Consider the following 12,791-nt stretch of genomic DNA (forward strand, 5'->3'; position numbering starts at 1 on the left):
AGGGACGCGCCGCGTTGCGGCGCGAATGCTCCCGAGTGAGCATGCGGCTTGGGCTGTTAGACTCTCCGCCGGCGCGGTGCTTGGAAATGTACGTTGTAGGCAAGCCATAGAATATACAATGGATATCCATATCGCTATTCTAGCCATAGGCGTTTAAAAGCCTTGCAATAGGCCAATCCTGTTTATAGTCCGTGCATAGCTTGTCCAGGAGAGCCGCATGCCCGCGATTTCTGTCGCAAATCCCAAAGGCGGAGCCGGCAAAACGACACTCGCCTTCGTACTGGCTTGCGAACTGGCTCGCAGCGGGGGTTCGATCGCCGTTATCGATGCAGATCCTAACGCCATTATCGCTAGTTGGGGTCGCAAACGTGCTGAGCAGGGCAAATCTGCACCCTTTGAAATCATAGCAGGGCCAAAAGAATCCGAGCTGGTTCGGCTCATCGATCAGTACACTGCTTCTCACGATTTCGTCCTGATCGACCTTGAGGGTACTGCCTCACGGATGACCTCTCGAGCGTTTGCGCGCTCGCATCTGGTACTGATCCCGTTCAACCTCTCACCGATCGACGCCGAACTCGCCGCGAACGCGGTTGCGCTCATCCAAGAAGAGGCCGAGGCACTTGGACGGGATATTCCATTTCGGCTGGTGCGCAGCCGCGACAACGCCGCAATGCAAACCAAAACGGCCAAACGGATTGTTGCCGCAATCGACGAGGCCGGATTACCGCTCCTCGGCGTTGGTTTGGTAGAACGCGCTGCCTACCGCGACATCTTTGATTTTGCCGCAACGTTGGAAGAACTCGATGACGCGACGACGTCAGGCCTGCCTGCAGCTCGTAAGAACGCTTATGAGGTCGCCCACGCTGTTGTCGCGGCGGTGCAAGTGGAGATCCGTCGATGAGCGGTTATGGTTTTGGTAAGCGGCCCACGAGTGGGCCGGCCGGCGGGGCAGGGGAAGACAGGCTGGATCTGAGCGGTATCGCGCGCGCACCAGTCGCAGTGGATCCATCGCGCGAGGAGGCGGCAATCCAGCGGGGCGCTGCGCTCGGGTTTATTGACCGCGGCGCGGCGGAGCCGACAGCCAGGGAGCCGGCTGGTCGGCGCCGTCGCGCGACCCAACCTCAGATTAGCGTTTTCATCAAAGGACCGCAGGACACTCTGGAATGGTTCATCGAATACACCAATCAGCGCGGCAATCGCTCGTACTGGCAAACGCTTGAGGAGTTTCGGGCACTCGTCGAACGGAAATAGGCCGCACTCCTTCGATAAAGAACGCTTAGTCGGGATAGCGTCTGTATCGTTGTGGAAATTGCCTGTGAGGTTATCAACGCTCGAGAGGTCGCTAGTGGGATTGTGGGATGCCAAATAGAATTCGTCGTATCAGCGACATGTCTCAACCTGTGCATCTGCGGCTGGCGATGGCTGCGATGGTCGGCCTCCTTATACTGACGCTTTTCGGCCCTGCAATGACGACACTTGGAGAAACAGAGAGCGGTGCCGGCAACGTTTTGCGTCAGGCTGGTTACGCGTGGGTGTTTGCATTTGCTGTTATAGCGATGCGGCCGCTAAAACATCCCGAGAGGCTGGCGGTCGTACCATGGCCTTTTTGGTTGGCACTTGCCTGGTGCTGGCTTAGCCTTGCATGGGCGCTTGATCCCGGCGTAGCCGTGCGCCGACTGGTGCTGACGACAATAATTATTTGGTCAGCGTTCGCCATAGTTCGACAACTGGGTATAGAGCGGACCTTATTGTTTGTTCGTCTGGCGCTTGTCGCGATGCTGATCATCAATTTCGTGACGGTAATTGTGTTTCCATCGATAGGTTTGCATGATACGACGAGTGATGATCCGTTGTTGGTCGGAAAATGGCGCGGCCTGATGGGGCACAAGAACCAGGCTGGCCTGCTGTGCGCGCTCACCATCTTGTTCTTCGTCTATGACCGCCGCAAGCTCCCGTATGCACTTATGGCGGCTGTAGTCATTTCGTCCACGGTGTTTCTTTGGTTCAGCGCCTCAAAGACATCGCTGGGTCTAGTCTTTGTCGCGGCAGCCGCTGGAATCGGGATCGCTCATGCTAAAAAAAGGTATGGAAATCGTCATTCGATGTCGGCTATAGGTCGAAGCGTTTTAATGCTGGCAATCGCGCTCATTTTGGTACCAATTATTCATTTCAGCGTACAAAGTGACTGGTTTCTCAATTATCTTGCAGACCCTTCCGGTTTAACTGGAAGAACGCAGATTTGGGCGGCAATGATGCGCTATTATCTCAACAATCCTGTATTTTCAGCTGGCTATGGTTCGTTCTGGAACATCGGCAACGCTAGCCCAATGCTAACCTTTGGAAAAGGCTGGGTACTGAGCGTTTCTGAGGGGCATAATGGCTATCTCGACCTTCTCGTTACGATCGGTCTGCCTGGGCTCGTTCTGGTGCTGATGGCTACCTTCGTGTTTCCGGCGCGGCGCCTGTTTGTCACAACACGTTTATCCCATGCGACCGTCGCGCTCGTCGCGGCGGTGTTGCTATTCTGCTTCATGCACAATTTTACCGAATCGTCCTTGTTCGACCGCGACACGCTCGGTCAGGTGTTTCTGTTGATAGTGTTGGGGATGCTCTGGACAGGTGAGAACCTAGAAGGGCGTTCAGACCTACCAGGTCGTGCCAAAAAGACTGAAGATCCCGCATATACTCTCAATCGGAGTGCGCGTGTGCGAGCAGGTATCAATTCGTCGCACAACCCGGGCAGATCGCGGCGTAGATGATCACGCTTCTGTATCCGTGCGGTTTTGCGCATTGTGGTCGTAAATACTAGGCGGCTCGTTCAACCTAATCGGTAAGCGTAGAGCATGCGAGATGAATGCTTCCCGGGCATAGATCTGGGCCTGCCGACACAGTGGCAGGTGCTCCGAATATTTTGAAACAAGCACCTGCGCGACAGGGCTTCGGTTGGAAGCCAGCCTCGACGCACCCTCGTACCTTAAGTGTTGCGCTCTGCCAGCACCCGTTCCCAGGCGAGCGCATCGCGGACGATCAGATCGAGATCGTCGCGCCGTGGCCGCCAGTCGAGCGCCTTGAGGATCGCGCTATTGTCCGCCACGAGCGCGGCGGGATCGCCGGCTCGGCGGCCTTCGATTTTGCGCTCGATCCGCATGTTGGTGACGCGATCGACCGCGTCGAGCACTTCCAGAACCGAGAAACCGCGTCCGTAACCGCAGTTGAGCGTGTGACTCTTGGTGGGATCAGCGGTGAGCAGATCGAGCGCGGCGACATGCGCCGCCGCCAGATCGCTGACATGGATATAGTCGCGCACGCCGGTGCCGTCGGGCGTGTCGAAATCGGTGCCAAACACGCCGACGCTGGCGCGCTTGCCGGTCGCCGCCTCGACCGCGGCCTTGATGAGATGCGTCGCCCCCGCGGTCGATTGCCCGGAGCGGCCCTGCGGATCGGCACCCGCCACGTTGAAATAGCGCAAAGCGCAGTAATTGATCGGATGCGCCGCCGCGACGTCGCGCAGCATCGCCTCGGTCATCAGCTTGGACATACCATAGGGGTTGATCGGCACGGTCGGATCGGTCTCGACCACCGGAATGCGGGCCGGCGTGCCATAGGTCGCGGCGGTCGAGGAGAAGATGAAGTGCGGCACCCCGCACGCCACCGCGCTTTCGAGCAGCGCTCGGGTCGCGACGGTGTTGTTGCGGTAGTATTTGAGCGGATCACTGACCGATTCCGGCACCACCACCGATCCAGCGAAGTGCAGGATCGCCTTGACGCCGTGATCACGGATCGCCGCGCGCACCGCGCCGTCGTCCTCGATATTCGCTTCGACCAGCATCGCGCGCGGATCGACCGCCCAGGCGAAGCCGGTCACGAGATTGTCGACCACCACCACACGGTAACCCGCATCGAGCAACGCCAGCACCGCATGGCTGCCGATATAGCCCGCTCCGCCCGTCACCAGCACTGCGCCGTCGATCATCGAATCCCCCCTATGCTGCACCGCACCCATAGATGCGGTTAGCACCGGCATAGTGCTGCGCCAATCTTTCCAGCGCTAATCAAGGCTGCAAGTAACTATGTCTTGGTTCCCCAATCTCGATGGCGGCGACCTTAGCGCCGATGCGGTGCAGCTCTTGCTGCGCAGGCATTTCGCGGCCGCGACATAGGCTTGTCCGTCACTTCGCAGCGAGCGGGTCGCCACCAATGTCCTGCGGCACACTGCCGCGATGGAACTCCTCCAGGCGGGCGTCGATATTTCGGTGATCGCGTTGTGGCTCCGGCGTGAGGCCACGCAGGTCTAATTGCACGCTCACCTCGCCTTGAAAGAAACCCGCACTGGCCAAGGTTAAGCCGCTTAACGGACAGAAGGGCGGGCAATACCAGCCGGGGGACCGACTGCTCACTTTCCTCTACGCACTGTAGCTTGGCGTGAGGACTCGCCTCTGCTATTTATTCGAGGCGCTGTGCAAAGGGCAGCGCCGGGACTGGTAATCCCGTCTGCGAAGCAACTCGGACACCTCGGTTTCCGGGGTGTCGCCGCGCATGTCCAGACCTTCGGGTTAAAGGCGGCGGCGCATGTCGCAGACATGTTACCAGCTCCGGCGGCTCCCGCGCCCAGCGTGCGGGAGCTCGGGACTATTTCGCATCGGTCTCGTCCCTTCCGCGCAACCGCCCCGATGCGGACCGGAGGTACCAATGGACAACCTTGTCCCTGTCTCGACGCAACGCTGCCTGCCCGTCAGGCCGGCTGCCGGTTCCCGCAACGCGACGCTGGCAGCGTTGTGGAGAACTTATGGTGCTCAGCCAGTCCAGCTTCAGCGAACACGCGAAGGACGGAACCTGAGCCGCGAGCGCTATCGGCGTGCGGAAGAGTTTATGCTGCCCCTTGCGCTTGGAGCGCCGGGCGACTGGCCCGACTTTCTCTACGCTACCGGCATCGTCGCCCAACTTGCCTTGTCGTCCCATCTGCTCGACGTTGGCTTTCCCGACACGTGGTGCGCTCGTTATGTCAGCCTCCACATCGACAGATCGCTCGCCTATGCCAATGCCAGCGGCTTCGGCTACGAGTGCGCCGAGACCGCACGATTGGCGACGGTGCTTTCACCCTATTGGAAATGGAATCATCGTCATCTGGTCGACCGCCCGCGCCCAAAGGATGGCGGCTTCACACCCGACCAGGTTCGTTCGCTGGTGCGCGCGCTCATGGACCATGTGGCCCATGTCACAGGACACGGTCGATCGCGTCGCCGAATGCGGATATCATGACGTCCTCTTCCGATGCTTCGCGCGGGGAAGAACGGTAAAACTATGCCGAGCCGATTGCCTCAAAAACTGCGGATATCCTGGGCCTTTCTCGGCCACGTGGCAAAGTATGACGCTCGGTATAAACCCCACACGTTCACAACTTCGGTTTCCCGCGCACGCAGGCCGAGCGCATTGATCCGCGTCTGATTGAGGTCTGGCCGGGCGAGGCAAGCGCTGATCGTGCGCAGTTCGAGAAGCTCATGTGAAAGCGCGCTATTCGAAACATTACCGGGTCAGCGACGCCGAATTGGCGTGGTTCGGCGAACGGCTTGAGGCGCCGGTCGTATCGTCGAAGTGATCTGCATCGACCGTATCGCCGCGCTGAAACGTACTGCGGCGGCCTGATCTCATTTTCGATCATGCGGCCGAGCGCAGATATCGTGACACTTGGTTTCATGCTGGGCGATGCGAAGGAGCAGGGGTGGCATTGCTCGCTTCGGCGTCGAAGGCGCGTTTGCCACGTCTTTTCCAGAGCGCGAGCGTGTCGCCGGCATTGTCCCCACGGGCGCGGCCGACCAACTCCAGTAGCGCGCCGTAAATCGTCGCGCGATCGTCGTCGGTCAGATCAACCAGGCCAGACTTCCGGACGAGGCCGCCCAGCTCGATCAGCTGACGGGTACGTTCGCGCCGTTGCAGGACCCAGCCCCTTGTATCAGTCCGGCGCTGCGCCGCTTCCAGACGCAAGATCAGCGCCCGGTTGCGTACCTGTGCCGTCATCGTTGCCGCTAGAAGTCCGCCCGCCTTTCCGGCCGCGCCGTTGAAAGAAGGCGGAGCCTTTCGCGCGCCACGCCTCCTTCGTTTCCGCGTTCTGCGAGGCGACGGCATCGAGCAGCACGCCGGCAAGCATTTCTACATCCAGCGCGTCCGCACCCGTAGCTGTGACGAGTTGGCCGAGTTGTTCGACCCGGCGTGCCTTCAGACCACGCGCCTTCTCCTCAAGCGCTTTCAGCTCCGCGTCATAGTCCCGCACCTTGCGCATGGTGCCTCCATTTTCGTCTCGATCGCCACAGCCTAGCAAATGGACACGGCAGGGCAACCCACATCGAGGAACGCACCCAAGTCAATCAAGAGATGCGAAGCAGATCATGAGTGCGCGCTTATACGTCGTTGCCGACGTTGGCTCAGAAGGTGTAGGTTCGCTTCGTCATGGCGATCTACCATTTCTCGGCCAAGGTGATCAGCCGCGCGAGCGGATCGAGCGCAGTTGCGTCGGCCGCCTATCGCGCCGCAGAACAGCTGCACGATGACCGGCTCGGGCGCGACCATGATTTCTCGAACAAGGCGGGTGTCATCCATTCGGAAGTGTTGTTGCCAAGAGGCGCGCCGGGGTATCTGTCTGATCGCGCAACCTTGTGGAACGCGGTTGAGGCAGGTGAGAAGCGCAAGGATGCGCAACTGGCGCGCGAGGTGGAATTCTCGATCCCGCGCGAGATGAGCCGCGAAGAGGGCGTCAGCCTCGCGCGCGATTTCGTGAAGGCGCAGTTCGTCGATCGCGGCATGGTCGCAGACCTCAACGTGCATTGGGACCGAGCGAAAGACGGCAGTCCCAAGCCGCACGCGCATGTGATGTTGTCGATGCGCGAGGTTGGTCCAGACGGGTTCGGCGCCAAGGTGCGCGGCTGGAATGCGACGGAGCTCTTGCAGGGGTGGCGCGAGGCGTGGGCGAACCATGTGAATGAGCGCCTATCCGCGCTTGATATCGATGCGCGGATCGATCACCGCACGCTGGAAGCGCAGGGCATCGCGCTGGAGCCGCAGCATAAGATCGGGCCGGCCGGGATGCGGCGCCTGGCGCGTGGTGAGGATGCCGAGCGCGCCGATGATCATGTGCGGATCGCGCGCGAGAATGGCGCGAAGATCATCGCCGAGCCGACGGTCGCGCTCGATGCGATCACGCGGATGCAGGCGACGTTCACGACCCGGGATCTGGCGGTGTTCGCGCACCGTCATTCCGATGGCAAGGATCAGTTCGATCAGGTGATGAGTGCGGTGCGCGCGTCTCCTGAACTGGTGGCGCTGGGGAAGGACGGGAAGGGGCAGGAGCGGTTCACGTCGCGCGAGATGATCGCGGTCGAGCAGCGATTGGAACGGGCTGGCGATGCCTTGTCGGACCGGGCAGAGCATGGTCTCCCGGCGGCATCGCTACAGAGGGGGGTAGAGGCCGCCGGGAGTAAGGGCCTGGTGCTCGGGGAGGACCAGCAGGCCGCGCTGGCGCATATAACCCGGGCCAGCGATGTCGCCATCGTCGTCGGCTATGCTGGCACTGGCAAATCGGCCATGCTGGGGGCTGCGCGCGATGAGTGGGAGCGCGCCGGCTACCAGGTGCGCGGCGCGGCACTGTCGGGGATCGCGGCAGAGAGTCTGGAAGGCGGATCCGGTATCGCTTCGCGGACGATCGCGAGCCTTGAGTATCAGTGGGAGCAGGGGCGCGAACTGCTGTCCTCAAATGATGTGCTGGTGATCGACGAGGCGGGCATGATCGGTACGCGCCAGATGGAGCGCGTGCTGTCGCGTGCCGAGCGGGCCGGAGCCAAGGTCGTGCTGGTCGGCGATCCCGAGCAGCTACAGGCGGTCGAGGCGGGGGCGGCATTCCGGGCGCTCGCTGAGCGCCACGGCGCAGCCGAGATCAGCGAGGTTCGCCGCCAGCGCGAGGACTGGCAGCGTGATGCCACCAAGGCGCTGGCGACCGGCAGGACGACCGAGGCGGTTCACGCCTATGAGCGGAACGGTATGGTGCGGGCGGCCGGCACGCGCGAGCAGGCGCGGGCCGAGCTGGTGAACGATTGGGATGCGCAGCGTATCGCGGATCGGACACAGACCCGGATCATCCTCACCCACACCAATGCCGAGGTGCGTGACCTGAACCTCGCCGCGCGTGACCGGCTACGCGCGTTGGGCGAGCTGGGCGAGGACGTGTCCGTGTCGGTTGAGCGAGGCGCGCGCGCGTTCGCATCGGGCGACCGCATCATGTTCCTGAAGAACGAACGCGGGCTTGGTGTGAAGAACGGATCGCTCGGGACAGTCGAGCGGGTATCGGCGCTGGGCATGGCGGTTCGCCTTGATGACGGCCGTGACGTCGCGTTCGACCTGAAGGACTATGGCCATGTCGATCATGGCTATGCCGCGACCATCCACAAATCGCAGGGTGTGACGGTCGATCGCGCGCATGTGCTGGCGACGCCGGGGATGGACCGTCACTCCGCGTATGTGGCGCTGTCGCGGCATCGTGACGGCGTCCAGCTCCATTATGGCCTTGACGACTTCGCCGACCAGAAGCGCCTGGTCCGTACCCTGTCGCGTGAGCGGGCGAAGGACATGGCATCCGATTATGCCCGCGATGGGGAAGTGGAAGCACGCGCATTCGCAGAGCGCCGGGGACTGGGCGAACAATGGTTATCGAAAGCACGAACGGGCACCGATGATCCCGGTGCGAACGCCCTGGAAACGGGCCATCATGGCTTCGATCCCGTCGCGGCCGGGCCGTCGCGCAATCCAGTTGGTGCTTTGGGTACCCAGAAGCCGGGCCGGTTCGATGGCTTCCGTCCCAGGGTGGAGCGTCCCGCGAACGCTGGCGACATACCTGGCCCCAAGCGCGGTATGTTCGACGGGCTGAAGCTCAGAGCCTCGCCCACGCCGAAAGTGGCGCAGCCGGCCAAGCCTGATCCGGAGCAGGATTTTGCCGGCGCGGTCGAACGGCTGTCGCGCTCGACTGTCGTGATGATCGATGCGCGCGATGGGGGAATGCCGGTGCTCGAACATCAGCGGCTTGCGTTCGCGAAGGCGCAGAGCGCGCTCGACGCGTTGCGCGCCGAAGCGTCGCGCGACTTCGCGGCCGTCCTCGAGCGTGATCCCTGGAAGATCCGCGACGCGGCGCAGGGCGCTCCCAGGGCTGCGATCGAGGCGATGGCGTATGAGGCGCGTGTTCGCGCCGATCCCGGTTTGCGGGCCGACCGCTTCGTGGAGGACTGGCAGGGTCTGCAGCGCCAACGCAGTGTCGCCGAGCAGGCTGGTGACCGTGCGGGCGCGGCGCGCGCTAGCGGGGCGTTGGAAGCGCTGGTGAAAGGGCTGGAGCGCGATCCGCAGATGGAAGTGCGGCTCCGAGATCGCCGCCCCGAACTCGGTCTGAAGAGAGAGATCGGCCGCGATCTCGGCCGCGAGCTGGTCCTGACACTCGATCGTGGCCGGGAGATTGGGATGAGCCGATAGGGAGGTGATGATGGCGGACGAATATGCGGACGATGCTGGCGGCGATCCGGCCGAGGCGTTCGATCGACTGCGCGGCGAGGTGTCGTTGGCTCGCGATGATATCGCAGTGCTTATGGCGCGCCCGAGTGTCCCCGATTACGAACCGACGCTGGTGCGCACCGAGGAGGTGCTTGGCGTGCTCGCGCGGCGGATCGAGGCGATGCACAAAAGTCCGATATTCGCGCTGACCCCCGAGCAGATGTCGAAGGAAATCGTGTCAGCGGCGTTGTACGCGCGCCGCGAGGATCAGCGGCTGATCACCGAGGCGGTTGCAGGCATCGACCGGGTGGCGCGCGACATGGGCAATCGGGTCGGCGCGGCGCGGCTTAGGGACGAGCAGAACAGGTGGTTGTTATGGACCGGGCTGGGCTGTCTGGTGCTGGGGCTGGTGTTATATGCGGTGCTGGCGGGGCCACTCGCGCGCGCTATGCCGGCAAGCTGGCAATGGCCGGAGCATATGGCGATGCGGGTGCTCGGCGAACCCACAACCTTCGATGCGGGGCAGCATTTGATGCGCGCCGCCAATGCGGACGGGTGGCGCGCCATCGTCTTCTCCGCCAATCTGGTGAAGGACAATCGCGATGCGCTTGGGGCGTGTCGCAAGTCCGCCACCAAAGCGAAGAAGCCGGTGCGCTGCACGATCGAAGTGAAGGCGGCGGAATAGGGCCGAGCGCATCACCGTGTGTAATTACAAAACGATAATTATATCGCCGTCATGACGGGCATCCGCTTTAGCGGAACGCGACGAAGGCCGATTCCAACCTCAAGAAGCATGGTGTCAGTTTCGAGACGGCGACGCACGTGTTTTTCGATCCTTTCGCGTTTACCGAGCAGGATCGCATCGAGGGTGGCGAGCGGCGATGGCAGACCCTGGTGTGGTGGAAGGACATCTACTGCTTCTGGTGGCGCATACCGTGTCGGAGGACGATACAGAGGGACAGCCGATCGAGGTCACCCATATCATTTCGGCGCGTCGCGCCGAGCGAAAGGAAAGGCGACGTTATGAAGAAGGACACTGATACCGTGCGCTTCGAGGTCGATCCGGCCAACCTGCCGTCGTTGACCGACGCGCAAAAGACTGAATTGGCGGCGCTGGCGGCGAAGCCCGAAAGCGAGATCGACTTTAGCGATATTCCGCCTCTGACAGAGAGCTTCTGGCGAAACGCCGAACGCGGACGCTTCTACAAGCCCGTCAAGCAGCAGATCACGGCCCGCGTGGATGCTGATGGGCTTTCTTGGCTCAAATCACAGGGCAAGGGGTATTAGGGCCGGATCAACGGGATACTCCGCCGCGAAATGCTGTCTGCGATGCAGCAGGATCATGTTTCCTGATCGTCCATCCGATGCGTTGCGCGAAACTTTCGCCGTCGCCATTCGCAACTCCCACACACGACGCGCCTATGCGCGCTTTGCGTGTGTAAGATCCTTCATGCCAAGGAGGGTAAAATGACAGAGGTAGCTGCTACGGAATTTGCCCGCAATTTCGTTTGATCAAAAGCTGCAGGGCGGCTGAATGGTCTGAAGGACACGTTGGATGCAAGTAGGGCGCAACGTCCCGTTTCACCAAGACCTCGCCATTCAGCTTAAAGTGTCATTCCGGCACGAGCCGGAACTGACCCATTTTGGCAGCTTCGCCGAGGCCCTTACCAAATTGCGTGGAGAAGACAAAGAATCGTCGCTTACGCTATGGTGACGTCGCGGCAAGCGTACGTTTGAAGATGATTTTAGAAATGACGATTTGCGCTGATCGCGATTTTTCGTCACAGAAGCAGTGTCCGATACCGGATATCCCCCTGGTCGAAGCGAAACATCGCAGCAACACATATGGACATATTTGATATGGAAGAAGAAACTCTGAACCCCGTCGAACTCGCCACCGAACTGACGATCGCGTGGCTCGGCAACCAGAACAACCGCGTCTCGGCTGACGATGTCCCGGCGTTCCTGCGCACGATGCACAGCACGATTGTCGAGCTTGGCTCAGGATCATCGGCAGACGACGCGTCGAGCGGCGAACCGGCTCCAACGGAAGAATTCACCCCGGCGGTATCGGTGCGCAAGTCGCTTGCCTCGAAGGATCACATCATCTCGATGATCGACGGCAAGCCCTACAAGACGCTGCGCCGTCATCTGTCCACGCATGGCCTGACTGACGTGCAGTACCGCGAGCGCTACAATCTGCGTCCGGATTATCCGATGGTCTCCGAGAACTATTCGCTCGCGCGTCGTGCGATGGCGCAGAAGATTGGCCTCGGCCGCAAGGGCCGCGGTGGCGCAGCAACGGCTAACGAAGAGCCTGCCACCAGCGACGCGAGCGCGGCGCCCGCATCCGCGCCGGCAAAGCGCACGCGCCGCAAGGCTACTGAAAACGCCTGACCTTTCGCTCGCATCGTCCGACATATGTCGGACGATGCGAGCCGTTGTTTTGGTCCTGACTTCGACACCCGTTCGATCAGCGGCTGCAATCCGCCGACATGCTCGCAATCTGTTATCTTCGGCTGCTAGCGCTTCGCGGTTGCCCGGAAGGACGATATGCCCTCGTAGGTCAACGATGGACGACACACTCAAAGCAACAATCGCTGCCGTGATTGCCCGCATACCAGAATGGGTTCGCCACGACCTGCTGTCGAAAGAAGCTAGTGTCCGTAGCCGGCATCGGTTGATAGAGCGGAACCGGCGATAGATCGGGCAGCCAACCTTGCTAGCCAAGCAGGGTTCTGCATTACCCGACGGAGTGGGCAATCTGCTTTTAGGGTGAACCTGGTGGAGAGCCGTCGTTCCGATAGGCGTAAAAATCGCGTGTGCGCGCGTATCTTGGCCTGCGTGGGTGTAATTTGTTCACCTGCCTAGCTTAAGGCCAAGATAACCTTATTGCGCGGGCGGAACCCGACACGTGCCGGAACACACATCACGTACATGCGTCGATACGCCACTCAAGGAGTCGATATGACCGAAAGCATGGTCCAGCGCGTCGCCGAAATAATCCTTCAACTCGATGGGAAAAGCCATGACTGGCACCATTATGCGGACGATGCCGCTGGAATCATCCGTGAGATGTGCGAACCGACGCCTGCAATGTTGGAAGCGGCGGAAGGAAAGACCGGTGCAGACGCCTGGCGGGCGATGATTGGGGCGGCGCTTCTTGTGGGTGAAGATAGTGGCTCATTTGTCGAAAATCGATCCGGTCTAGAATAAAGCGAGGGGCATCGGCTCACCAACGGGGCGCTCTAGCCGGCGCGCATCACGAC

The 12,791-nt window shown here is 61.2% G+C and carries 13 protein-coding genes and 3 pseudogenes; 11 read left to right on the plus strand and 5 right to left on the minus strand.

Annotated elements, in window-relative coordinates; translation table 11 throughout:
- Positions 1–217: 217 nt before the first annotated feature.
- From PX554_RS22730 to PX554_RS22740, 3 genes are all read left to right on the plus strand, one after another.
- Complete coding sequence (locus PX554_RS22730; protein ID WP_275504630.1) at positions 218–901, plus strand: ParA family protein; 684 nt, start codon at positions 218–220, stop codon at positions 899–901.
- Positions 898–1,251: a hypothetical protein gene (locus PX554_RS22735; protein WP_275504631.1), complete on the plus strand. Its 354-nt coding sequence runs from the start codon at positions 898–900 to the stop codon at positions 1,249–1,251. The genes PX554_RS22730 and PX554_RS22735 overlap by 4 nt, the downstream gene beginning before the upstream one ends.
- A 107-nt stretch (positions 1,252–1,358) precedes the next feature.
- The gene (locus PX554_RS22740) at positions 1,359–2,759 is read left to right on the plus strand and encodes an O-antigen ligase family protein (protein WP_275504632.1); all 1,401 of its coding nucleotides are present in this window, start codon (positions 1,359–1,361) and stop codon (positions 2,757–2,759) included.
- 99 nt (positions 2,760–2,858) lie between these two features.
- Here PX554_RS22740 and PX554_RS22745 read toward each other — a convergent pair.
- The 3 genes and pseudogenes from PX554_RS22745 to PX554_RS22755 all read right to left on the minus strand — a co-directional run.
- Positions 2,859–2,968 (minus strand): annotated as a pseudogene (locus PX554_RS22745) (IS66 family transposase); the annotation flags it as partial.
- A 6-nt stretch (positions 2,969–2,974) separates the two neighbouring features.
- A complete protein-coding gene (gene galE / locus PX554_RS22750; RefSeq protein WP_275504633.1) occupies positions 2,975–3,973 on the minus strand; it encodes a UDP-glucose 4-epimerase GalE in 999 nt (332 codons plus the stop codon).
- Between the two features lie 196 nt (positions 3,974–4,169).
- A complete protein-coding gene (locus PX554_RS22755) occupies positions 4,170–4,301 on the minus strand; it encodes a hypothetical protein (protein WP_275504634.1) in 132 nt (43 codons plus the stop codon).
- Between the two features lie 388 nt (positions 4,302–4,689).
- Here PX554_RS22755 and PX554_RS22760 point away from each other — a divergent pair, with 388 nt between their 5' ends.
- Both PX554_RS22760 and PX554_RS22765 read left to right on the plus strand, forming a co-directional pair.
- Positions 4,690–5,259, plus strand: coding sequence for a hypothetical protein (locus PX554_RS22760; protein ID WP_275504635.1), 570 nt, complete (start codon positions 4,690–4,692; stop codon positions 5,257–5,259).
- 122 nt (positions 5,260–5,381) lie between these two features.
- Positions 5,382–5,643 (plus strand): annotated as a pseudogene (locus PX554_RS22765) (nucleotidyltransferase); the annotation flags it as partial.
- A gap of 48 nt (positions 5,644–5,691) precedes the next feature.
- Here the strand turns inward: PX554_RS22765 and PX554_RS22770 are convergent.
- Together PX554_RS22770 and PX554_RS22775 are read right to left on the minus strand one after the other, a co-directional pair.
- Positions 5,692–5,934, minus strand: coding sequence for a conjugal transfer protein TraD (locus PX554_RS22770; protein WP_275504681.1), 243 nt, complete (start codon positions 5,932–5,934; stop codon positions 5,692–5,694).
- A gap of 16 nt (positions 5,935–5,950) precedes the next feature.
- Entirely contained in the window at positions 5,951–6,277 is a 327-nt protein-coding gene (locus PX554_RS22775) for a conjugal transfer protein TraD (RefSeq protein ID WP_275504636.1), read from the minus strand.
- Between the two features lie 167 nt (positions 6,278–6,444).
- Between PX554_RS22775 and traA the strand changes: the two genes are divergently transcribed.
- From traA to PX554_RS22800, 6 genes and pseudogenes are all read left to right on the plus strand, one after another.
- Entirely contained in the window at positions 6,445–9,504 is a 3,060-nt protein-coding gene (traA, locus tag PX554_RS22780) for a Ti-type conjugative transfer relaxase TraA (RefSeq protein ID WP_275504637.1), read from the plus strand.
- A gap of 10 nt (positions 9,505–9,514) precedes the next feature.
- Positions 9,515–10,207 carry a DUF6118 family protein gene (locus PX554_RS22785; RefSeq protein WP_275504638.1) on the plus strand — a complete coding sequence of 231 codons (693 nt, stop codon included), beginning with the start codon at positions 9,515–9,517 and terminating at the stop codon, positions 10,205–10,207.
- Positions 10,208–10,344: 137 nt separating this feature from the next.
- A pseudogene (locus PX554_RS26725) lies at positions 10,345–10,470 on the plus strand (BrnT family toxin); the annotation flags it as partial.
- A 75-nt stretch (positions 10,471–10,545) separates the two neighbouring features.
- Entirely contained in the window at positions 10,546–10,809 is a 264-nt protein-coding gene (locus PX554_RS22790; protein ID WP_275504639.1) for a BrnA antitoxin family protein, read from the plus strand.
- Positions 10,810–11,382: 573 nt separating this feature from the next.
- The gene (locus PX554_RS22795; RefSeq protein WP_275504640.1) at positions 11,383–11,919 is read left to right on the plus strand and encodes a Ros/MucR family transcriptional regulator; all 537 of its coding nucleotides are present in this window, start codon (positions 11,383–11,385) and stop codon (positions 11,917–11,919) included.
- Between the two features lie 570 nt (positions 11,920–12,489).
- Complete coding sequence (locus PX554_RS22800) at positions 12,490–12,738, plus strand: hypothetical protein (RefSeq protein ID WP_275504641.1); 249 nt, start codon at positions 12,490–12,492, stop codon at positions 12,736–12,738.
- Positions 12,739–12,791: the final 53 nt, after the last annotated feature.

The organism is Sphingomonas pollutisoli (assembly GCF_029167165.1).
GTDB lineage: Bacteria > Pseudomonadota > Alphaproteobacteria > Sphingomonadales > Sphingomonadaceae > Sphingomonas > Sphingomonas pollutisoli.